A 23,696-nucleotide genomic window follows, 5' to 3' on the forward strand; every position below is an offset into this window, starting at 1 on the left:
GTGTATACATCTAGAAACGTATTAAAACACATAAAAAATATTTTACGCTAAATAAAAGGTATTGTACATGTATAAAAAATAGATGTATTGATTATTTATCCCGCATTAACGGGCAGTAAAACTCCCACCTCAAAGTCCAGCGAATGCAAGGAAGTTAGGTGGGAGATAACTGCCCGTAAATGCCCGATTGGTGAGGGCTAATAATCAGTGGGGGATAGCCTCCTCTGATTAAAGTTTCACTTTATAAGACATCTATTCGTTATTGTATACAAAAGACAGGGATAAGAAAATGATAAAATTTTACCTAATTAAAGCATAATACTTACAATAATCGCAGATAAAATACTAACAAGAGTAGCGCCGTATAGTAATTTTAGGCCGAAGCGGGCAACAACATTTCCTTGTTCTTCGTTTAACCCTTTTACCGCACCGGAAATAATTCCAATGGAAGAAAAGTTGGCAAAAGAAACGAGGAAGACAGAAATAATACCAACTGTACGGATAGAGAGAGTGCTGGAAATTTTACTAAGATCCATCATTGCTACAAATTCATTTGTTACAAGCTTTGTTGCCATAATGCTACCCGCTGTGACAATTTCAGAACTTGGTACGCCGATAAGAAATGCAATAGGGGCGAATACATAGCCTATTAATTGTTGGAAAGTAATGCCGAATATAATGAGGAATAGGTCATTAATGCAACTCATTAATGCGACGAATCCAATGAGCATAGCACCGACGACAATTGCTACACGAAAACCATCAAGAATGTATTCTCCAAGCATTTCAAAGAAACTTTGTTTTTCCCCTTTTATTACCAAAATGTCTTCATCATCGTTAACGTCGTAAGGGTTAATAATGAGTACGATAATAAAACCACTAAATAAATTGAGAACGAGTGCGGTTACTACATATTTTGGTTCAATCATTGTCATATAGGCACCGACAATGGACATAGATACTGTTGACATAGCAGAGGCGCAAAGTGTATATAGTCGATGTTTTGGAATTTGGGCTAATTGTTTTTTAACCGTAATAAAAACTTCTGATTGGCCGACAATAGCGGAAGCGATGGCGTTGTAAGATTCTAATTTCCCAAGACCGTTTATTTTACTAAGAAAGAAACCAATCCAACGAATAAAGAATGGTAGTATTTTGAAATGTTGTAATATACCAATTAAGACGGAGATAAAGACAATCGGTAATAATACGTTAAGGAAAAATGGCATTTCCCCTTTATTTGCAAGACCGCCAAATACAAAGTTTATACCACTGGCAGCATACTCAAGTAGCCTCGTAAACAGGCTAGAAATTACCGTAATAAGTATGAGACCAATTTCTGTATTTAATAATAAATAGGTTAAAATTAATTGTATAATAAGCATGATAAAAATTGGTTTAAATTTAATATGTTTCTTATTGTTGCTAGCAATATAAGCAAGGAAGAAAACAACGATAAGTCCCACGAAAAAAGTAATAAATTTCATAGTAAGCCCCCTAAAAGAGATATTCTGCTATATATGTTTTTCATTTCAAGGGAGAATATGCATCTTTGGTAAAGAAAGGAATAGAGAGAGCATGAATATATGTAGAGTGCACCACGTTGCAATTATTTGTTCGAATTATGAACTGTCAAAGGATTTTTATACTCGGATATTAGGTTTTAAAGCGATAAATGAAGTATATAGAAAAGAACGAGATTCTTATAAGTTAGATTTATGTGTAGGGGAAGAATATCAAATTGAATTATTTTCATTTCCTAGTCCACCTGAGCGCCCAAGTTTTCCAGAAGCAGCTGGACTTAGACATTTAGCATTTGCTGTTACAAATATAGAAGAAGCTGTAAACCATTTAAAACAATGCGGTGTGGAGACTGAAGCGATACGTATGGATGAAATTACGGATAAAAAATTTGTCTTTTTCCAAGATCCTGATGGCTTGCCTTTAGAATTGTATGAGGCTTGAAATTGGTGAATTTTATATAGGGTTGCTTTCAAATAAATGAAGAAACTAAAGTGAAACTTCTTTTTTAAAGGAGGTGTAACTTTAGCTAAGAAAGCTAAAGGACATATGTGGATATTTTAAAATTACTGATGGTAGCCATCCTTATTGCGTTAACAGCATTTTTTGTGGCTGTTGAGTTTGCAATTATTAAGGTGCGTAGCAGTCGTATTGATCAACTCGTTAGTGAAAAACGACGAGGAGCATTGGCAGCTAAAAAAGTAACTTCGAATTTAGATGAGTATTTATCAGCATGTCAGTTAGGTATTACAATTACTGCTTTAGGGCTTGGGTGGTTAGGAGAGCCCACTATAAAACATATACTCGAGCCGTTGTTTTTAAAACTACACCTATCTCCTGCAATTGCAAGTACAGTTTCATTTATTATTGCCTTTGCAGTTATTACGTTTTTACATGTTGTCATTGGTGAACTTGCTCCGAAGACGCTCGCTATACAAAGGGCAGAGCAAGTTAGCTTATTATTATCGAAGCCAATTATTTACTTTTACCGAGTAATGTATCCGTTTATTTGGGCTTTAAATGGTTCTGCAAGGCTTGTAACAGGGTTATTCGGATTACATCCGGCTTCTGAACATGAAGTAGCTCATTCGGAGGAAGAATTACGATTAATCTTATCTGAGAGTTATGAGAGTGGAGAGATTAATCAAAGGGAATTTAAATATGTAAATAATATTTTTGAATTCGATAATAGAGTCGCAAAGGAAATTATGGTACCTCGTACGGAAGTTGTAGGTTTATATGAGGACGAACCATTTGAAACACATATTAAAATAATCGCACAAGAAAAGTACACGAGATATCCCGTATTTGGTGAAGATAAAGATGAAATTATTGGGATGGTTAATGTAAAGGATTTATTTATTCGTTATATGGATGGTAATCGAGAAGAGGGGTGCTCGATTACGCCATATACAAGGCCAGTTATTGAAGTGTTAGAAAATATCCCTATTCATGATTTGCTATTACAAATGCAAAGAAAACGAATTCCATTAGCTGTATTATATGATGAATATGGTGGTACAGCGGGGATCGTTACACTAGAAGATATTTTAGAAGAAATTGTTGGAGAAATCCGAGATGAATACGATGAAGATGAACACCCGCCTATAGAACATATAAGTGAAGTGTGTAAAATTGTAGAGGGGAAAGTGCTTATTAGCGAAGTAAATGATTTATTTGGCATACATTTGGTCGCTGATGATGTTGATACAATTGGTGGTTGGATTATGGTACAAAAACAGATCGTTGCTGAGGGGGATATTATTGAGAAACACGGCTTTTCTTTTAAAGTTCTTGAAAAGGATATGCATCAAATTAAGCGAGTTGAAATAAAGAAAGTAGAAGAATGAATGGATTTTCTATTATATAAACTTTAATAAAAAGTATATATAGAAAAATAAATGTTTGCGCTTTCAAAAAAGGTGCTATATAGTGAAAGTGGATACTGAAGAATTCATTTAATGATACTCGTATTTTATAGGGCGAATTCTTTAGATAAGGATTTAGAATGAAAAGTATAGGTGATGAAAAATGATAGCAACGAAGGATATACGTATAGAAAAAGATTTTTTAGGTGAAAAGGAAGTACCGAGTGTAGCTTATTATGGTGTACAAACATTACGTGCCGTAGAAAACTTTCCTATTACAGGATACCGCATTCATCCGTCACTCATTACGGCAATGGCAATTGTAAAAAAAGCGGCAGCGCTTGCGAATATAGATACAGGTTACTTAGCTAAAGATATCGGACAAGAAATTGCAGAAGCGGCACAAGAGATTGTTGATGGAAAGTTCCATGATCAATTTATCGTAGACCCGATTCAAGGCGGAGCAGGTACTTCAATTAATATGAATACTAATGAAGTAATTGCAAATAGAGCCTTGGAACGTATGGGATACGAAAAAGGTGAATATGCGAAAATTAGCCCAAACACTCATGTGAACATGGCCCAATCAACAAATGATGCGTTCCCAACTGGGATTCATATAGCAACTCTTATGATGCTGGAAGAACTTCTTGTTACAATGGAAGAACTTCACTCTGCTTTTCATGATAAAGCAAAAGAGTTTGATCACGTTATTAAAATGGGGCGTACGCATTTGCAAGATGCAGTTCCAATTCGCCTTGGGCAAGAATTTGAAGCATATAGCAGAGTGCTAGAGCGTGATATAAAAAGAATTAAACAGTCTCGTCAACATTTATACGAAGTTAATATGGGTGCGACAGCTGTCGGTACGGGATTAAATGCAAACCCTACTTATATAGAACAAGTTGTGAAGCATTTACGAACTTTTAGTGGTTTCCCTCTTGTTGGTGCAGAGCACTTAGTTGATGCGACGCAAAACACAGATGCATATACAGAAGTATCTGCAGCACTAAAAGTATGTATGATGAATATGTCTAAAATTGCAAATGACCTTCGTATTATGGCGTCTGGTCCACGTGTTGGGTTGGCGGAAATTCAATTACCAGCTCGTCAACCAGGTTCATCTATTATGCCGGGTAAAGTAAATCCAGTTATGGCAGAAGTAATTAACCAAGTTGCTTTCCAAGTAATTGGAAATGACCATACAATTTGCTTAGCGTCAGAAGCTGGACAATTAGAGTTAAATGTAATGGAGCCGGTATTAGTATTTAATTTAATTCAATCCATCAGTATTATGAATAACGGTTTCCGTGTATTCCGTGAATACTGTATAAAGGGAATTACAGCGAATGAAGAGTTGCTTAAGCAATATGTTGAAAAAAGTGTTGGAGTTATTACAGCAGTGAATCCTCATATTGGTTATGAAGCAGCTTCTCGCATTGCACGTGAAGCAATTGCGACAGGAAAATCTGTTAGGGAGCTATGTTTAGAACATGGTGTACTTACAGCAGAAGAGCTTGATATTATTTTGGATCCATATGAAATGACGCATCCCGAAATTGCTGGTGCTTCTTTATTAAAGAATAAAAAAATGTAATGTAAAAAGCACCGATCCATTTGGATCGGTGCTTTTTTTAGAAGATATTAAATACAGAGTTAAGTTGAAGTAAGCTAATAATAGCTAAGAAGATTAAACTATATTTCATTACTATTTTAAATAGAGCAGATTCTTGACCAACTAGTCCAACTGCTGCACAAGCAACTGCTACAGATTGTGGTGAAACCATTTTTGCGATTGTACCACCAACTACGTTTAATGAAACGAGAGTAGATGGTACGATGTTTAACTGATCGGCAGTTACTGCTTGAAGTGGTGCGAATAATGAACCACTTGATACGACTGAACCTGTAATGAATACGCCAATCCATCCTAAGATTGGAGAAAGAACTGGGAATGCATTTCCTGTAGAAGAGAATGCAAGTCCAAGTGTAGATGACATACCAGAGTAGTTTTCTACGTAAGCTAAAGCGATAACGCTACAAATTGTATATACTGGAACTTTTAGTTCTTTTATTGTTTCGATCATTAATTCTTTAATCATTTTGCCGTTTACACGGTAGACGATAAGTGAAACGATGATTGCTAATACAATCGCAGTAGTTGTAGAAGAGAATACATCTAGTTTGAAAATCGCTGCGAAAGGTGTATCAGCCTTTGTAATTGGTGCAGTTTTCATAACCGCATTATGAAGACCAGGGAATTGAATGTTAAATACTAAGTTTGCCAATGGACCATCCGGAGCAAATAAAGCTTTAATTGGTTTTAAATTAAAGATTGTTACGAATGCAGTTAAGAATACGAATGGGGACCAAGCATATAAAATTTGATTGAATGTATGAGATTCTTTTTCTTCTTGTTTTTCTTCTTTAGCAGAAGATTTTGGTTGCCAAACACGTAAGAATAATGTAAGAGCGACCATACTTACAACGGCTGCGAAAATATTAGTAAGTTCAGCGCCTAAGAAGTAAGTCACAAGGAACTGAGTAATTGCGAAAGAAACACCACTTACAAGAATACCTTGCCAAGTTTCTTTAATGCCTTTAAATCCATCTACCATTGAAACAAGTAAGAACGGTAAAACAATGCTAATGAATGGCAAAATGTAAACAGCTTGACGACCGACAGTTAATGCATCTATCCCAGTTAATTGTGCAGGTACTGTAACTGGAATACCCATAGCACCCATAGCACCACCAGCGATATTAGCTACTAAGCAAATACCTGCTGCTTTTAATGGATTAAAGCCCATACCTACAAGTAATGCAGCTGTAATAGCAACTGGAACACCGAAACCAGCTGCGCCTTCTAAGAAAGCACCGAAAGAATAAGCGATTAATAATACTTGTAAACGCTGATCATTTGTAATACTTGAAATGCTATCACGAATGACATTGAATTGTTCTGTTTTAACAGTTAATTTGTAAAGGAAGATAGCTGCGATAACGATAGTACAAATTGGATAAAATCCAGATAAAACACCGAATCCGGCAGATGCTACAGCTACAGTTGCGGGCATTTTATAAACAAATATAGCAAGAATAATAGCGACGATCACACTATAAAGCCCAGCCATGTAACCTTTCATTTTGAATCCCACTAAACAAATAATGAAGCAAAAAATTGGGAGTGCTGCGATTAGTGCAGATAACCAAATATTGTTTAATGGGTCATAAATTTGTGTCCAAGTACTCATAATAATGACAACTCCTATCTATTATATGTGAAGAAATTCACATTATTTGTGAAACTATTCACAATCAACTTACATGCTTAGTATATTCTCCTTCAACACTATTGTCAACGTGAAAAAGTATAATTATTCCATAATAGTATTAAAAGTAACATTTTGTTCATAAAGTAGACAAAAAGCGTAATCAAATTGATTTGATTACGCTTCTATAAATTATTTATATATTCTTTCATTTTTTCATATGTCATTGGTCCTACATGCTTATATTGAATGACACCGTTTGTATCGATGACAAAAGATGTTGGAATGCTGATGATTTGATATGTGGCACTTGCCTGGCCTTTCTGATCTAATAGGACGGGGAAGGTATATTTGTTTTCTTCAAGAAATTGTTTTACATTATTCGGGTCTTTTTCAGTAGCTGTCGCATTTACAGCAACAATTTCAATCCCCATATCTTTAGTATCGTGATAAAACTTTTCCATATCAGGCATTTCTATTTTGCATGGACCACACCAGCTTGCCCAAAAATTCAATATTACTTTTTTTCCTTTATAGTCTGTAAGACGAACTTCTTGACCAGTGGTTGTTTCCAGAAGGAAATCGAGGGCAGCATTGCCAACTTCAGTTCCAATGGGGATGTTTGATTTTGAAGCTATATCTTCTTTTTTGTATAGGAAGTGATTGATAATGGTCCAGCCAACCGCAATGCTAATTAACGCAAAAATAAACCATTTTTTAATATTACATCATCCTCCTTACTTAAATTTCCTTTTTATCGTAACAAAGTGGTTAAATATGGTCAAATTACTTTACGATAGGTTATCAATTATGGACGATATTTTACAATATCATTACTGTACATTTCAGTAAGGTGAAAATATAACAAAAAGCCTGATAAAACAACGTTTGTAAGCAAAGTATTGCTAGCCCTTTGTTTTGCTTTTTTATTGTATCATATAGTATAATATTCAAAATCAGGTGGGATTTTTTCTTGAACTGTGTGCTGATAAAAGTCGGAAAATTTTCTTAGCATTATAGGTTGATAAAGTTATGTCGTAACAGGAAATATAAGAACAGATATATAAATAAATAAAGAGAAAATAAAAAATGAAAATGAGGGGAATTTTATGAACCAAAACCAATTTGACTGTCGTATTTCAGAAGAAGACGTACAGATGTTAAGAGCATTAGCTCATCCACTTCGTCTACGTTTAGTAATGGAACTGATGCAGCGTGGAACATGTAATGTAACACAATTACAAGAGGTATTAGAAATTCCGCAATCAACTGTTTCGCAGCATTTAACGAAATTAAAACAAAATAAAGTAGTACGCTTTGAGAGACGCGGGTTAGAAGTGTACTATCAAATTCATAACGATAAAGTAAGTGAAGTAGTAAAAACATTATTTTCTTAATTTTTGAATATTATGGAAAGAAGACGTGTGAAATATACGTCTTTTTTTATTTGGAAAGGATCTAATAATAGGAAGATTTGAGAGCGTATATATTAGCGCGTTAGAAAGAAACAAACTATCGGTTGAAGTACTAAATTGACGGAATATATTCTGAAGGGATATGAAAAGATAGAAAGGAGTGTTGTAAGCTAAAGGAGGAATAATATAATGGATGTAAAACGTGTGAAACAGATATTATCTTCTTCAAGTAGAATTGATGTTACATACGAGGGAGTCCCCGTATGGATTGAGAGCTGTGATGAGCAGAAGGGTAGTGCTCAAGTGTATGACGTATCCAACCCAGGAGAGAGCGTTCACGTGGATGTGACGGCTTTAGAAGAGATGTAATAGAAAAGACGCTTCTAATTGTAGAAGCGTCTTTTTTATTCACTATTCCATCATATGTGCAATTTTCTTAGAGAACATAAGAAGTACTAATCCTAGCACGATTACGATAACACCGATGCTTGCGAATACTTCTAAATATCCTAAAGATTGAGTGAAAGCAGCTAATTGTCCTGCTAATAAGTTTGCAAAGCCAGTACCAGCTAACCATACACCCATTAATAAAGATGCTAATTTAAGAGGTGCGATTGCACTTACCATAGATAATCCGATTGGTGATAAGAATAATTCACCGATTGTGTGGAACATGTAAGTGAATACAATGAATAGTAAGTTTGCTTTCATTGTAATGTTACCTTCATCGCTACCAGTTTTTAGAACAGCTAAAGTTAAAACTAAGTACCCGATTCCTAGTAAAATCATACCAAAAGCCATTTTTGTAGGGATTTTTAAATCACCATTTTTTGTTTTTGAAAGTTTAATCCATAATGCAGAAACTGGTAATGCTAGTAAGATAATGAATAGTGGGTTTACAGATTGGAACCAAGGTGTTGGAATTGTAAATCCACCAATTGTACGATCCACGAACTTATCTGTGTAAAGTGTTAAAGAACTACCAGCTTGTTCAAATCCTGCCCAGAAGAATACAACGAAACAAGTTAAAATTAAAATTGCAGTTGTACGCTTTTTCTCTTGTGTTGTTAAAGGTTTTTTCTCAATAGGTTTTGCATTTTGTTCTTTAGATTTTTTACCGACAACAGTTGTTCCGATAGACCCTAAGTAACGAGGTGCTAAGAAATTAAAGGCAATCTGTCCAATAATCATACCGATACAAGCTGTTAAGAAACCGTATCTATAATCTGTGAAGTAACCACAAATGAATGGAGCGATAAGAGCTCCTAAGTTAATTCCCATGTAGAAGATAGTGAAGGCACTATCACGACGAGAATCGTTGTCGCTATATAATTGACCTAGTAAAGTCGAGATATTTGGTTTGAAGAATCCGTTACCGATAACTAATAATCCTAATCCTAAAAATAGTCCAGTTTTCGTATTCATTGAAAATAGTACGAAGTTACCAATCGCCATAATGATACCGCCGATGGTAATGGCATGTCGTTTCGTAATGAAATGGTCAGTTAGCCAGCCACCAATAATCGGTGTGAAATATACAAGCATTGTGAAAATACCGTAAATTTGAACTGCAACTGCTTTATCAAATCCTAAACCGCCACTTACTAAGCTCGTTGTTAAATAAAGAACTAATAAGCCACGCATTCCGTAATAACTAAATCTTTCCCATGCTTCTGTAAAGAACAACAAATATAATCCTGGTGGATGTTTTTTTGGTGATTGTTGCTCTCCAGCTTTGTCTAATTTTAAAGCTGCATCCATGTTTGTTTCCCCCTAATCCTGTATAACGGATATTTATGTAATTATTTTAATTCACAAAATATTTAGAAGTCAATAGAATTATATGGAAATAGCAAGAAAATTTCTGAAAAAATCTATTTTTCTTCAACCGTTATTGTATTTTTCCCTGAAAACAAGATAATAAGCGTTTTCAAATGTAGTAATTGAATTCTAAAAGGAAGTAAAATAGTGACAAATCAGAAAATTTAGATTAAAATATTTATTCTGATATAGAGAAAATAAACTATATTTACTTTTACAATATAACATATCGGTAATAAAAATACAAAATGAAATAATGTGACACTTCAGTGAAATGAAAAAACCAGCTCCATAAAAGAGGGAGCTGGTTAGAATAAAATTATTTAACAAAGCGTTTTTCAATATCATCTAGTAGTAAGTTAGCAGCCATTACACCACCAGCTGTATTCCAAATAACGTCGTCAACTTTGTATGCTTTTCCATTCTTTACTGCATTTAAGTTTTTAAATAGAGGATCGTTTATATATTCTTTTTCTAGTTCAGAGCCTTTTTTCTCGTTGCCTTTATCGAATGTGAAGTAGAATAATACATCACCATCCATTGCAGAAATACGCTCTTTAGATACATTGCGTTCTGCGAAATCATCTTTGTTTTGATCTCCAGGACGTTTAAATCCAAGTTCTTTTAAAATAACACCAGAGAATGTATCACCATGATAAATACGAACATCACCAGGCATAAAACGTACCATAGAAATTTCTTGATTTACTTTATCGCCAAGTTTGCCTTTTAAATCTTTCATACGTGATTCGTAATCAGTTAAAACCTTTTGACCTTCTTTTTCTTTATTTAATGCTTTCGCATAAAATTTGAAGTTATCTTTCCATTCACCGCGTAATGTTTCAGAGAAAACAGTAGGTGCGATTGCTTTTAGTTGCTCATATACTTTTTCGTGACGCATTTTGTTACCGATAATTAAATCTGGTTTTAAAGAAGCAATTGTTTCAACGTTAACTTGTCCTTCGTCCCCAACAACTTTTACATCTTTCATTTTGTCCTTAATATGTGGATACCACGGATCACCAGTCCAAGACTTTACAGCACCAACTGGTTTCACACCTAATTCAAGTAAAGCTTCAGTTCCTTCATTCGTTAAAATAACTACACGTTTTGGATTAGCAGGAACTTCTGTTTTACCCATTGCGTGTTCAACCGTAATCATTTCTTTTTTATTATCTTCTTTTGTTGCTTCTTCTTTGTTATTTGACTTTCCACAAGCGCTTAAAAGCAGTGAAAAAGTTAATAGAAATACAAATACTGTAAACGATTTCTTTTGCATGAAATTCATTATGTACCTCCTACATGTTGAGAATATTTTTCAATTGCAAGCATGATATTAAGCCTTTATCTTTTGATTGTCAATATATATTACTGAAAATAGTTCTCATTATCGTTGACAATGAGAATTAAGTTGAAATACACTTACAACGTATCATTATACATTGAAGGGGAAACGCTGCATGTTATTAAAAACAAATCAAGCAAAATGGATTGGATTACTTGTTGGAATCATTGCAGTCGTTATTTGTATTTGGGGAAGCATTATTTTCGGATATACAAATACGAGTTGGAAATTAGCTTTAGATGCTTTTTTCCATTTTAATGGTTCAAATGAGCATATTATTATTCAAAATGTGCGTCTACCAAGGGCGTTAATTGCAGCAAGTGTTGGTGCTAGTTTAGCCATTGCGGGTTGTTTAATGCAAACTTTAACAAAGAACCCGCTTGCTTCTCCAGATTTTATTGGATTAAATTCAGGCGCTGCGTTCTTTATAGTTGTAGCAATTGTACTCTTTTCCGTGACATCATTATCAGCTTTCACATGGATTGCCTTTTTAGGAGCGGCAGTTGCAGCAGTACTTGTATTTGCCTCTAGTTCTTTAGGAAAAGAAGGGACAACGCCTCTTAAGTTAACATTAGCAGGTGTAGCGATAAGCGCTTTATTTTCATCATTAACACAAGGGTTACTTGTATTAAATGAAAAAGCATTTGAAGAAGTGTTATTTTGGCTTGCCGGATCTGTGCAAGGAAGAAAGTTAGAGATTTTACAATCTGTATTCCCGTATTTATTAATAGGCTGGATTGCATCTTTTATGATGGCAGGGAAAGTAAATACATTAATGATGGGGGAAGATGTCGCAAAGGGGCTCGGACAACGAACGATTTTAATGAAATCATTCGTGTTACTTATTATTGTACTGTTGTCTGGTGGTTCAGTTGCGGTTGCTGGTCCAATTGGATTTATTGGCATCGTTACTCCTCATTTCGCAAGAGCTCTTGTTGGGGTAGATCACAGATGGAGAGTACCCTATAGCGGATTGTTAGGTGCAATACTATTAATCTTGGCTGATATAGCAGCAAGATATGTCATTATGCCACAAGAAGTACCAGTAGGGGTTATGACAGCATTTATCGGGGCCCCATTCTTTATTTATATTGCACGTAAGAGAGGGCTTAGCAAATGAAGAAGTATATTCCGTTTCGTATTGGAAAAGGCGAGCTCTCGTTTTTAATGTATAAACGAGCTTGTCTCGTCTTATTGAGTTTACTAGTTGTTTTAATAGGATTATTTTTTGCGAGTGCAGGTATGGGGGATATGAAAATTGCTCCTTATGACGTATGGCAAGCGATTACCGGAAATGGTGATGCGATGTCAAATATGGTTGTAAATAAATTTCGTATGCCGCGTATTTTAATTGCTATCCTCGTAGGAATTGCGCTTGCGGTAGCGGGCTGTATTTTACAAGGGCTCGTTCGAAACCCACTTGCTTCTCCTGATATCATCGGAATTACGGGCGGGGCAAGTGTTGCAGTTGTACTCTTTTTAGCTATATTTAGTGATAAAAACAATGCGTTAACAGTAAGCATTCATTATATGCCGCTAGCAGCTTTTGCTGGGGCAACAATTGTAGCGTTTTTTGTATATTTATTTGCCTGGAAAAATGATGGATTATCACCGATTAGTCTTGTTTTAATTGGTGTTGGATTTTGGGCATTAACGAAAGCAGCAACAACTTTATTTATGTTGTTAGCACCAATTTATCAAGCAAGTCAAGCGAATGTATGGATCACAGGTACTGTTTATGGCTCTTCGTGGCAAAACGTTATGATACTTGCGCCGTGGGTTCTTATTTTAACGGTAATATCATTTATAGCGGCTAGACATTTAAATGCTCAAGAGTTAGGGGATGATATTGCGGTAGGACTGGGTGTTCCTTTAACGAAGTCACGCGTATTCATGTTATTACTTAGTACAGCTTTAATTGGCGGGGCAGTTGCCTTTGCAGGAGGAATTGGATTTGTTGGTTTAATGGCACCTCATATTTCGCGAAGATTAGTTGGCTCTTTCTACGGTGCATTGCTCCCAGTTGCGGCGATTATCGGTGCAATTCTAGTACTCGCTGCAGATTTAATTGGGCGTACAGTTTTCGCACCACTTGAAATTCCAGCAGGGGTATTTACATCAGCAATTGGTGCACCTTATTTTATTTATTTACTTTATAAAAGTCGGAATTCATAAAGGGAGATGAATATGCAAAAAGCATTGGAGACGAAACGCTTGACGCTGTCGTATGGTGAAACGATTATTATTGATGAGCTGAATTTAGAAATTCCAAAAGGGGAAATTACAATCTTCATCGGTTCTAACGGTTGTGGAAAATCAACTTTATTACGTTCACTAGCTAGATTATTAAAGCCAACAACCGGTGACATTTTGTTAGATAATCAAGCAATTCAAAGTATGCAAACGAAGCAAATCGCTCGTCAAATGGCGATTTTACCGCAAGGGCCACAAGCACCGGAAGGACTTACGGTATTACAACTTGTAAAGCAAGGACGTTATCCATATCAAACATGGCTGAAGCAATGGTCCGAAAAAGATGAGGAAATGGTACAAAAAGCGCTTGCTGCAACGGGTATGACAGAATTTGCTGAGCGTGATGTTCATGCCCTTTCAGGTGGACAACGTCAACGTGCTTGGATTGCAATGACCCTTGCACAAGATACAGATATTATTTTGCTTGATGAACCGACTACATATTTAGATATGACGCACCAAATTGAAGTGTTAGATTTATTATTCGAATTAAATGAAACAGAGCAAAGAACGATTGTTATGGTATTACACGATTTAAATTTGGCATGTCGTTATGCAGACAACATTGTAGCTATTCAAGATAAACAAATATATGCGCAAGGTAAACCAGAAGAAGTTATTGACCAGAAGTTAGTTCGGGATGTATTCCGTATGGAGTGTCAAATAAGCGCTGATCCGTTATTTGGGACACCGCTCTGTATCCCGCATGGAAGAGGAAGACGTGTACGTAAAGAAGCTGTTCAGGCGATGAGATAATAAAAAAAACGATGAATAATTCATCGTTTTTTTTATTTTTTGCAAGAAAATAGTAGGAAAAGGGGAATACGTAAGCGACGTTCATATTCTTCTTTACCCTGAAAATATTTTTGATTTGGTGTGGCTTCTTTTAAGTTTGTAATGGTAAATCCGGCTTGTTGTAATAATGTAAAATATTCTTCCGTTGTCCGATGATATTTAATAACTTCTTGATCAATCCACGGCTCAACTCGTTTCCCCGTTTTGAAATAATCATCGACGAGCGAGCTAGTTCTTTTACAACTTGTTTGTAAGCTTGCACACGAAGAGGTAATAACGGGATGTTGAACGCTAAAGGTAAAGGTCCCGTTTGTTTTTAAAGTTTGAAACACATTTTGAAAAATGATATCAAGATGTTCAATATAATGTAAGGCGAGTCTAGATGTTACTAAATCAAAAGTAGAAGGAGGATAGGTATAGTCTTTGAGGTTTATAAAATGAACAGATCCATTTTTATTTTCTAGGTGCTTACTAGCTTTTTCATACATGAGCTCGGAGCCTTCAATGCCAGTGTAAGAGTGGCAACCATTTTCTAATAATTCCTCGCCAAATTTAGCGTCACCACAACCTAAATCGAGAATTTGTTTTCCTTGTACATCACCAATGAGCTGAAAGAATGCTGGTTTTTCAAGGGATTCGTTTGGACTATTTTCTCGATATCTTCGCTTCATATATTGTTCTAAAAACGATTCGTTATTATATACATCAGATTCTGTAAATGCCATGTTTGAAGCCCCCTTGAATATTTTTTTCATTCTATCAAATATGAAAAGTAAATAATAGATTTCTTGTAATGAATCGTATATAATCTAAAAATTGTAAGCGGTTTCTTTAAACTATTTTTCTATAATAAATTCTGAAAACGTGTTAAGCTAGTAGAGGGATTATTAGAACTATTAAGACAATAATTCGCTTACATGAACGATGGGAGGCTTCACAATGTCTAGTAAAACACTTGCAAACTTTTTAGAAGAAAATTTAGAGGATTTAAAATCAAAGGGGCTTTATAACGTAATTGATCCGCTTGAAAGTCCAAATGGACCGATTATTACAATTGGCGGAAAAGAATATATTAACTTATCTTCAAACAACTATCTTGGATTAGCGACTGATAATCGCTTACAAGAAGCAGCAATTGGTGCAATTCATAAGTACGGCGTTGGAGCAGGAGCTGTTCGTACAATTAACGGTACTTTAGATTTGCATATCAAATTAGAAGAAACAATTGCAAAGTTTAAACATACAGAAGCAGCAATTGCTTATCAATCAGGATTTAACTGTAATATGGCAGCGATTTCAGCTGTTATGGATAAAAATGATGCGATTCTTTCAGATGAATTAAACCATGCATCTATTATTGATGGTAGTCGTCTATCAAGAGCGAAAATCATCGTTTATAAGCATTCTGATATGGAAGATTTACGCAAAAAAGCAATCGAGGCAAAAGAATCAGGTCTTTATAATAAATTAATGGTTATTACAGACGGTGTTTTCTCAATGGATGGAGATATTGCAAAATTACCAGAGATTGTTGAAATTGCAGAAGAGCTGGATTTAATGACATATGTAGATGATGCACACGGTTCAGGTGTACTTGGCAAAGGTGCAGGTACTGTAAAACATTTCGGTCTTTCTGATAAAGTTGATTTCCAAATTGGTACATTATCAAAAGCAATTGGGGTAATTGGTGGATATGTAGCTGGAAAACAAAACTTAATCGATTGGTTAAAAGTGCGTTCACGTCCATTCTTATTCTCAACAGCTTTAACACCAGCTGATGCAGCTGCTTGTATGAGATCAATTGAAATTCTAATGGAAAGCACAGAGTTACACGATCGTTTATGGGAAAATGGTCGCTATTTAAAACAAGGGTTAAAAGAACTTGGCTTTAACATTGGAGAAAGTGAAACACCTATTACACCTTGTATTATTGGTGATGAAGTATTAACGCAAGAATTTAGTAAACGTCTAAATGAAGAAGGCGTATACGCAAAATCTATCGTATTCCCAACCGTAGCAAAAGGAATGGGACGCGTTCGTAATATGCCTACAGCAGCTCATACGAAAGAAATGTTAGATGAAGCAATTCGTAAGTATGAAAAAGTAGGGAAAGAAATGGGTATCATTTAATTAACGACATCTTTTGAATAGCTTGCAAATGAGGAGTGGGAAAAATGAAAAAAATTCTAGTAACCGGTTCTTTAGGGCAAATTGGTTCTGAACTAGTAATGAAACTTCGTGATGTATACGGCGCATCAAATGTTATTGCAACAGATATTCGTGAAACAGATAGTGAAGTGGTAACGTCTGGTCCATTTGAAACGTTAGATGTAACAGATGGACAAAAATTACATGATATTGCAAAGCGTAATGAAGTAGATACAATTATTCATTTAGCGGCTTTACTTTCAGCAACTGCAGAAAAAAATCCGTTATTTGCTTGGAATTTAAATATGGGCGGACTTGTAAATGCATTAGAAGCAGCACGTGAATTAAACTGTAAGTTTTTCACGCCAAGTTCTATCGGTGCATTTGGTCCATCAACGCCAAAAGATAATACACCACAAGATACAATTCAACGTCCTACTACAATGTATGGGGTAAACAAAGTAGCAGGAGAATTACTATGTGATTATTATCATCAAAAGTTCGGCGTTGATACGCGCGGCGTACGTTTCCCAGGCTTAGTTTCTTACGTAGCTCCTCCAGGAGGCGGAACAACTGATTATGCAGTTGAAATTTATTATGAGGCGATTAAAAAAGGTACATACACCTCATACATTGCTGAAGGAACATACATGGATATGATGTATATGCCAGATGCTTTACAAGCGATCATTTCATTAATGGAAGCTGATTCAAGTAAACTCGTGCATAGAAATGCATTTAACATTACAGCAATGAGCTTTGAACCAGAGCAAATCGCAGCGTCAATTCGTAAACACATTCCGAACTTTACAATGGATTACGCTGTAGATCCAGCTCGTCAAACAATCGCTGATAGCTGGCCAAACTCTATTGACGCAACAGCAGCAATGAAAGAGTGGGGCTTTAAATCAGAATATGATTTAGACAAAATGACAACTGATATGCTTGCTAAGTTAAAAAAAAAGCTTGCAGCTGAGTTAGTGACGAATTAATAGTAAGAGCCGATTCTTAGGAATTGGCTCTTACTTATTTTAGGAAGGGAGAAAAGCAACATGCAAAGAGTTGATGTTGTATATGCACTAATACACGATAGCGAAAAAGATAAAATATTAATGGTACATAATGTAGAACAAAACGTTTGGTCACTGCCGGGCGGGGCTGTTGAAAAAGGTGAAACGTTAGAGCAAGCACTAGTAAGAGAAGTGAAAGAAGAGATAGGTTTAACTGCTACACTCAGTGGACTTGTTGCAATAAATGAGAAGTTTTTTGAAGAGAAGGGACATCATGCATTATTTTTTACATTCCGAGCAAATGTTGTAACAGGTGAACTTGGTGCAGAAGATGAAGGAGAAATTTCCGCAATCGAGTGGGTAGATAGAAAAATCGCGAATGAGCGATTCCCATACTACGATGGAGGGTTCGAATTATTATTAGAAGTTTCCATTCCATACAAGTTTCAACCAGAAACAAAGTAAGTTAACGAAGAAAAACAGGAGCCACGAGGCTCCTGTTTTTCTATTCAATCGTCTTCAGTAATAGTTTCTTCAACAATGGTTTAATCTTCAGGCGTAAATCTTCAGCATGATTTGCAACTAAGAAGTGATGGTTATAAATGTTTTTCATTAGTTGATAAGTCGCTTCTTTCGCTTCGCCTTCTTCGATAAAGATGCCGATTACTTCCATACCACTTTTACGAGCAAGTTTGACTGCTTCGTGCGTATCTAAAATTCCGTCTTGTTGATAGTCTAGTGCAGAAGGTTCACCGTCTGTAAAGACAAGTAAGAATTTATGTTTTTCTGGTCTTTTCGCAAGCTTTTCGGAAACGATACGAATAATATACCCGTCGCGGTTATCTTCTTCTTCGCGAAGTTGCATAATTTCTGGACCGACGTTTGGTAACGTTGAGTTTTTATACGTAACAACTTCATGGATAACGTTCGGTTTATCTTCAGGTTTAGCACTAGAAGCATCTTCCCAAAATCCACTAATAGCGTGCGGGATTTTTAAAGATTTTAAAGCTTCATGGAATAGAACCACACTCTTCTTCGTTTCTTCCATTTTGTTATACATAGAACCAGAGCAGTCCACTAATAGTTGGAATGCAACGTCGAGCTCTTGTGATTCTTGTCCTTTTTTATAAAACATACGCGGCTGCTTTTCAGTATAAATACGAAGGAATTTCTTACGAAGCCTTCCGTAATATTTATCACTGTTTGCATTCGTTTTGTTTTCAATTGTTTTTTCGATAATTTTCTTTAATTCTTTTACATCTTTATTAACGACTGATTTGATAGCTTGGTAATCTTTTTTCTCATCAGGATTCGATTTGCGAGCTTCTTTAAATGTATGAGAAGCTCCCACATTATACTTGCCGTATGCACCGTCGTTTTGGCTAGAAGCATGAGACGCTCTTGCTTCCTCTGTATCAGCACCATCAAAGTTAGATTGTGTACTTTTTTTGGAAGTACCTTGTACAGAACCAAGTGCTTGGTCACCATCTTCTGATTCACGAGCAGTATCACCCATCATATTTGTTTTTGTTCCGCTTTCTAAATCAAAGCGTAAAAAGTTCTCGTTTTCATTGTTTTTATTTTCACGGTGCCATGTCGAGAAGCTTTCATCCATTTTGTTTTTGTTATCATCGTCATCTAGGAGCTGCGTATCATCATTTGCTAATTTTTCACCGCGACTGTCTTTCTCATCTGCAATCACAGATAAATAAAGCGGTGCATGTCCGAAATAATTATTAAGCATATCACTTTCAAGAAGTCCTTCTAAACGATAGCGAATTTTCTCAACAATATACATAATATCTTCCGTATTACGAGCTTGGAATGTTTCATGCAAAATTGATTCAATTAGCTCGAAATATTCATTATTAAACATTTCATATTTATCACTCGTTAATGAAAGATAGCATAGACAAAATAGACGATCACCGTGATAGTTACGAACACGATTTATTTCATTTTGTGAGCCAAAGTAATTGCGATACATTTCTTTTCGGCGTTTAAAAATATGTTTTGTGCCAGGACGTAAATTTTTGACGATTTCCTCAACACGTAAATCTTCTAATAGAACAAATAATTGTGTTAAAAACTTTTTTAGAGGCGATTCTTGTAACTCAATCGCATAAGAACGAATTAAAGTCATGTCCGAGTAATGTTTATTACCAAGTGCCTTTAAGAACACTTCGCTTTTTAATCCGATTACTGTATCCTCTTCTTTTCGATCATCCCAAAAGTGACTAATGACAACCTTTTTTTCAATTTCGTCGTAGTATGCTTTATAGCCATACTCAAGATAGGCATCGTCTTCTTTTAGAAGAGCATACATTAAGTTTTCCATTTGTAGAAACAGCGACGCATCAATTTTTTTGTCACTAAAAATTTGTCTCATGAATTATCCCTCAAAGAAATAACTTTCTGCTAATTCACGGACAGTCATTTGTTCTGTTTCATCGTTTAATTTTGCGATAATACTACGTTCAATTGCACGCATAACAGGAATATATACACCTAAATCACATGCATCGATAATGCCACGAATACTAGCTGCTTCTTCACTTACGCGCCCATCACGAGCTAAAGGCATAAGATCGCTTGCGAATGCAACGAACTTTTCAATTGTTGCAACATCATTTAATTTTGATTCAGATAGTAATAGTTCTTTTAATGTATCACCTTGAATGTAAGGAACTTCAATAATAACGAAACGGTTTTTTAACGCTTCGTTTAGTTCACTTGTCCCAACATAACCTTCGTTAATCGCAGCAATTACGCGATATTCGTCATCACCGTATACAACTTCTTGTGTAAATGGGTTTGTAATCATTTTACGGTAATCTAACGCACCATGAAGAAGTGGTAACGTTTCAGGTTTTGCCATATTGATTTCATCAATATAAAGGAAATGACCGTTTTTCATTGCCTTCATAAGAGGACCGTTAACGAACGTAACTTCAGATGCGCCGTCTTTTGTTTGTAATGTGTTGTATCCTAAAATACCTTCTACATCTAAGTCGACAGAACAGTTAATGCTATGCATTGGTTTTTGGAATAAAGAAGAAAGAGTTTCCGCTAGTACTGTTTTACCACTACCAGTTGGTCCTTTTAATAGAATGTTTTTACCAAGTAAAAGTGCTGTAATGGCATCTTCAATAATGCTGTTATCAGATGCTTTATATATTTTCTTGCCAATTAAATGTGCATTTTCACCAGCTTCTTGTTTATTCTTTTCATGAATTGTAGAAAGCTGCTGTTTTAAATCAGAATGTATATGAAATTGTTCTAACATGTATTTCCCACCTAACATTATTTTCATAAAGTAATACATCTTATGATAACTTGTTTTAATATGGTATGCAAAGAAAAGGAGAAGGGGGAAATATAAAAGAAAAAGCAATCAATATCACATTGATTGCTTATAGTAAAGGAGAAATGAGTCGCATAAAGGACTCTAATATTCGTTTTTTGATACTTCTTTTTTGGAACGAGTTCCATTTAATTTCAGTGGAGTGTTTAAAGTCTTCTTCAAAATCGCGTTTAATATCATGAACGGTTTCTGATTCATATAGTACGCTAATAATTTCATAATTCAATTCAAAGCTACGTACATCCATATTTGCTGTTCCGATTGTTGCAATTTTATCGTCAACGAGTACAATCTTTGCGTGCATAAATCCATCTTTATAACTGTAAATAGAAGCACCAGCTTTTAAAAGTGGAGTGAAATAGGATTGAGATGCTTGATCGCTAATAATACTATCACTCTTACCAGGATATAAAATGCGTACATCTATGCCAGATATTGCACTTAAGCGTAATAATGTTAAAGTTTCTTGATCCGGAATAAAGTATGGTGTAGCGATCCAAATAGATTTTTTGGCTGAGCCCATAACAGCTAGTAATGTATTACGAATACTTTTATCATCTGAGCTTGGTCCACTTGCTACAATTTGCACCGCACCTTCTGCATCCGGAATTTCTTTTCCTGGGAAGTAGTGTCTATTCATAAATTGATCCCAAGAATAAGTATTCAATCCACTAGACGCATAAAGCCAATCTTCTAGAAAGATGGCTTGTAATTTATACAATGCTTTTCCTTCTATTTTTAAATGACTATCACGCCAAACAGGGAATTTTTTTGAGCGACCAAGATATTCATCACCGACGTTGAGCCCTCCGGTAAAACCAATTTCTCCATCTACAATGACGATTTTACGGTGATTACGATAATTAACGGTCTCGAGTAACCAAGCTGAAAAAATAGGGTCAAATTCGACAATTTCAATTCCAGCTTTTTTCATAGGTTGTAAAAATCGTCGTCTTAACGTATTACTTCCGAGTCCATCATAAAGGAAGCGTACAATAACACCATCTTTTGCTTTTTGTATTAAAGCATCTCGTACTTTTGTACCAATCTCATCAGATTTATAAATATAGTATTGAATATGTATGTGATGTTTTGCATTCTCGATTGCGTTCAAAATTTCTGAAAAGGTTTGATCACCGTTTGTTAAAAGTTTTGTTGTCGTTCTATCTGCGGCAGGCCCGCCTCCGAATTTTTGTACGACTTCTGTTAAATGTATAGAACGTTCATGTAATGGGACTGTGAGTGATAATTCTAGTCGTCTTCCTTCTAATATTTCGCGGAATAACTTTCTTTGTTCTTCTGAACGATGAAGATGTTTTTTTCTTCTCCAACGGCTACGCCCGAAAATAGAGTATAAAAGTACACCTACAACAGGAAGAAGTGCTAATACTAAAAACCACGCTAAGGTACTTTGGGGTGATCTATTTTCGATAAAAATAACGAATGAAATTCCTACGATTGTGATGGACCATAGAGCACCAACAAACGTATATAACGAAATAACCGATGTATTTAATAGAAAAAGAACGATAGATACGATTGTAAATATTAATAATAATTGAACGATAGGTTTCTTCATTTCTATAAAATTCCTCAAATCTTTCTTAAATATAGACTTCTTATATAAAAGGTGTAATCTGACATTCTTATTATAAAGTGTTTTGTTTTTTTTACAAAATATAGACATTTTCCCCATGCTTTCCGCATTTGTCCTACATACAGTATATTATTACATTTTTATATAGAAAAGGGGATGAATAAAATGTACGATCTTCCATTTGGTGGATTTGTACATTCTCCATTTTTAGGAGGAGGATTCTTTCCTAGAAGGGGCTTTACTTAGTCCTGCGTTTGGTTATGGCGGATATTGCTATCCATACTATACGGATTATTAACAGTATCCTTACTATTCATACAACACATATTAAAGTAGGGAAATTGAAAAGGAGAGGAAGAAAAATGAACTATATGCTAAATCACGGAGGATATTATCGTAATCATCATGGTGGGGGAGGGCATAATCACCATGGAGGGCATAATCACCATGGAGGACACAATCATTATGATCATCATCATCACGGTGGTGGATGGGGCTGGGGTGGTGGCTCGTGGGGCGGAGGATTTTTCCCAGGAAGTTTTGCTGGAGGCATGTTAGGTGGGCTTACAGCTGGCGCATTAACGGGTGCGGCAGGTGGAGGCTACTATCCAGCACCGTACCCAGTAACATACCCAGCACCATATCCAATGCCATACCCGGGTTATCAGCAAATACCATATCAGTATTAAACTAAAAAAGAGGATATCCTCTTTTTTAGTTTAATAATTTATTTATAAAATATTTCCAAAAACAAGGTGAAAATATGTTAATATTTTGTTATTATAATTCAATATGTTAAATGCAAATTTTGGCTTTATCCCGCTATTTGTGGGCAGTAAAACCCCCACCTCAAAATTCAGCTGGAACAAAGAAGTTAGGTGGAAGCCCTGCTACCCGTAAAAGCCCGATTGGTGATCAGTTGGGATGAACAAACCCCCACTGATTAAAGTTTCACTTTATATTATTATTCGTGAATCGTTGCATTTTGTATATTAATCTCTATTTCATTATGTATCGGCAGTTAGATTTACATCTTAACATTTAATGAAATAAAAGAGGTTAGGTGTGAGGTCGTATTAGTAGGGAGCAGAGGCTAATAGTGATGAAATTGTCACTTTACAAATTCAAAGAATGTAAGAGAATACTGTATAATAAGCTTAGATAAGTAGAGAGATGAGAAGCTTCTACTATAATTAAAACAGCACCATATTGCTTTTTTTTATAAATAATATTATGTTATTTTAATCGGCCTATTTAGAAAAAAATTGTGATTTATCCCGCATTAAC

General features: G+C 35.4%; 21 protein-coding genes. 12 read left to right on the forward strand and 9 right to left on the reverse strand.

What is annotated here, in order from left to right:
* Positions 1–308: 308 nt before the first annotated feature.
* Positions 309–1,487, reverse strand: a complete 1,179-nt coding sequence (locus JFU54_RS19210; protein ID WP_000668860.1) for a NupC/NupG family nucleoside CNT transporter — start codon at positions 1,485–1,487, stop codon at positions 309–311.
* 91 nt (positions 1,488–1,578) lie between these two features.
* Here JFU54_RS19210 and gloA2 point away from each other — a divergent pair, with 91 nt between their 5' ends.
* The 3 genes from gloA2 to aspA all read left to right on the forward strand — a co-directional run bounded on the left by gloA2 (position 1,579) and on the right by aspA (position 4,986).
* A complete protein-coding gene (gene gloA2 / locus JFU54_RS19215) occupies positions 1,579–1,965 on the forward strand; it encodes an SMU1112c/YaeR family gloxylase I-like metalloprotein (RefSeq protein ID WP_001017670.1) in 387 nt (128 codons plus the stop codon).
* A 107-nt stretch (positions 1,966–2,072) separates the two neighbouring features.
* Positions 2,073–3,371, forward strand: a complete 1,299-nt coding sequence (locus tag JFU54_RS19220; protein ID WP_002125161.1) for a hemolysin family protein — start codon at positions 2,073–2,075, stop codon at positions 3,369–3,371.
* A gap of 181 nt (positions 3,372–3,552) precedes the next feature.
* The gene (aspA, locus tag JFU54_RS19225; RefSeq protein WP_002010496.1) at positions 3,553–4,986 is read left to right on the forward strand and encodes an aspartate ammonia-lyase; all 1,434 of its coding nucleotides are present in this window, start codon (positions 3,553–3,555) and stop codon (positions 4,984–4,986) included.
* A 37-nt stretch (positions 4,987–5,023) separates the two neighbouring features.
* On the opposite strand, the gene JFU54_RS19230 is transcribed toward aspA, so the two are convergent.
* Both JFU54_RS19230 and JFU54_RS19235 read right to left on the reverse strand, forming a co-directional pair.
* Positions 5,024–6,643: a lactate permease LctP family transporter gene (locus JFU54_RS19230; protein ID WP_002188268.1), complete on the reverse strand. Its 1,620-nt coding sequence runs from the start codon at positions 6,641–6,643 to the stop codon at positions 5,024–5,026.
* A gap of 203 nt (positions 6,644–6,846) precedes the next feature.
* Entirely contained in the window at positions 6,847–7,383 is a 537-nt protein-coding gene (locus tag JFU54_RS19235; RefSeq protein WP_307838319.1) for a redoxin domain-containing protein, read from the reverse strand.
* Between the two features lie 387 nt (positions 7,384–7,770).
* Here JFU54_RS19235 and JFU54_RS19240 point away from each other — a divergent pair, with 387 nt between their 5' ends.
* On the forward strand, positions 7,771–8,058 hold the full coding sequence (locus JFU54_RS19240) for an ArsR/SmtB family transcription factor (RefSeq protein WP_001075217.1): 288 nt from the start codon (positions 7,771–7,773) through the stop codon (positions 8,056–8,058).
* Between the two features lie 207 nt (positions 8,059–8,265).
* A complete protein-coding gene (locus tag JFU54_RS19245; protein ID WP_002010492.1) occupies positions 8,266–8,445 on the forward strand; it encodes an acid-soluble spore protein H in 180 nt (59 codons plus the stop codon).
* A 42-nt stretch (positions 8,446–8,487) separates the two neighbouring features.
* Here the strand turns inward: JFU54_RS19245 and JFU54_RS19250 are convergent, their stop codons facing one another.
* Positions 8,488–9,837, reverse strand: coding sequence for a peptide MFS transporter (locus JFU54_RS19250; RefSeq protein WP_061674012.1), 1,350 nt, complete (start codon positions 9,835–9,837; stop codon positions 8,488–8,490).
* Positions 9,838–10,216: 379 nt separating this feature from the next.
* A complete protein-coding gene (locus tag JFU54_RS19255; RefSeq protein WP_201065894.1) occupies positions 10,217–11,185 on the reverse strand; it encodes an ABC transporter substrate-binding protein in 969 nt (322 codons plus the stop codon).
* 172 nt (positions 11,186–11,357) lie between these two features.
* On the opposite strand from JFU54_RS19255, the gene JFU54_RS19260 reads away from it, so the two are divergent.
* The 3 genes from JFU54_RS19260 to JFU54_RS19270 are packed head-to-tail and all read left to right on the forward strand — an operon-like array spanning position 11,358 to position 14,251.
* Positions 11,358–12,362 carry a FecCD family ABC transporter permease gene (locus JFU54_RS19260; protein WP_002029732.1) on the forward strand — a complete coding sequence of 335 codons (1,005 nt, stop codon included), beginning with the start codon at positions 11,358–11,360 and terminating at the stop codon, positions 12,360–12,362.
* Positions 12,359–13,417 carry a FecCD family ABC transporter permease gene (locus JFU54_RS19265; protein ID WP_002169174.1) on the forward strand — a complete coding sequence of 353 codons (1,059 nt, stop codon included), beginning with the start codon at positions 12,359–12,361 and terminating at the stop codon, positions 13,415–13,417. Before JFU54_RS19260 ends, JFU54_RS19265 begins: the two co-directional genes overlap by 4 nt.
* 12 nt (positions 13,418–13,429) lie before the next feature.
* Positions 13,430–14,251, forward strand: a complete 822-nt coding sequence (locus tag JFU54_RS19270) for an ABC transporter ATP-binding protein (protein ID WP_002169173.1) — start codon at positions 13,430–13,432, stop codon at positions 14,249–14,251.
* A 32-nt stretch (positions 14,252–14,283) separates the two neighbouring features.
* Here JFU54_RS19270 and JFU54_RS19275 read toward each other — a convergent pair whose 3' ends face one another.
* A complete protein-coding gene (locus JFU54_RS19275; RefSeq protein WP_201065896.1) occupies positions 14,284–15,015 on the reverse strand; it encodes a class I SAM-dependent methyltransferase in 732 nt (243 codons plus the stop codon).
* Between the two features lie 214 nt (positions 15,016–15,229).
* Here JFU54_RS19275 and JFU54_RS19280 point away from each other — a divergent pair, with 214 nt between their 5' ends.
* From JFU54_RS19280 to JFU54_RS19290, 3 genes are read left to right on the forward strand one after another with little or no spacing between them, the layout of a single operon-like run.
* Complete coding sequence (locus JFU54_RS19280; protein WP_000095918.1) at positions 15,230–16,420, forward strand: glycine C-acetyltransferase; 1,191 nt, start codon at positions 15,230–15,232, stop codon at positions 16,418–16,420.
* A 44-nt stretch (positions 16,421–16,464) separates the two neighbouring features.
* The gene (locus JFU54_RS19285; RefSeq protein WP_002167085.1) at positions 16,465–17,430 is read left to right on the forward strand and encodes an L-threonine 3-dehydrogenase; all 966 of its coding nucleotides are present in this window, start codon (positions 16,465–16,467) and stop codon (positions 17,428–17,430) included.
* A gap of 60 nt (positions 17,431–17,490) precedes the next feature.
* A complete protein-coding gene (locus JFU54_RS19290) occupies positions 17,491–17,913 on the forward strand; it encodes an NUDIX hydrolase (RefSeq protein WP_002010481.1) in 423 nt (140 codons plus the stop codon).
* A gap of 40 nt (positions 17,914–17,953) precedes the next feature.
* Here the strand turns inward: JFU54_RS19290 and JFU54_RS19295 are convergent, their stop codons facing one another.
* From JFU54_RS19295 to JFU54_RS19305, 3 genes are all read right to left on the reverse strand, one after another.
* The gene (locus tag JFU54_RS19295) at positions 17,954–19,837 is read right to left on the reverse strand and encodes a vWA domain-containing protein (protein WP_201065898.1); all 1,884 of its coding nucleotides are present in this window, start codon (positions 19,835–19,837) and stop codon (positions 17,954–17,956) included.
* A 3-nt stretch (positions 19,838–19,840) separates the two neighbouring features.
* Positions 19,841–20,734 (reverse strand): ATP-binding protein, encoded by an 894-nt coding sequence (locus tag JFU54_RS19300; protein WP_000892986.1) that lies wholly within the window; start codon positions 20,732–20,734, stop codon positions 19,841–19,843.
* 127 nt (positions 20,735–20,861) lie between these two features.
* Positions 20,862–22,391 carry a cardiolipin synthase gene (locus JFU54_RS19305; RefSeq protein WP_002010479.1) on the reverse strand — a complete coding sequence of 510 codons (1,530 nt, stop codon included), beginning with the start codon at positions 22,389–22,391 and terminating at the stop codon, positions 20,862–20,864.
* A gap of 380 nt (positions 22,392–22,771) precedes the next feature.
* Between JFU54_RS19305 and JFU54_RS19310 the strand changes: the two genes are divergently transcribed.
* Positions 22,772–23,098 carry a hypothetical protein gene (locus JFU54_RS19310; RefSeq protein WP_012260301.1) on the forward strand — a complete coding sequence of 109 codons (327 nt, stop codon included), beginning with the start codon at positions 22,772–22,774 and terminating at the stop codon, positions 23,096–23,098.
* The last annotated feature ends 598 nt before the right edge of the window (positions 23,099–23,696 follow it).

The organism is Bacillus sp. TH19 (genome assembly GCF_016651075.1).
In the GTDB taxonomy this organism is placed as follows: domain Bacteria; phylum Bacillota; class Bacilli; order Bacillales; family Bacillaceae_G; genus Bacillus_A; species Bacillus_A mycoides.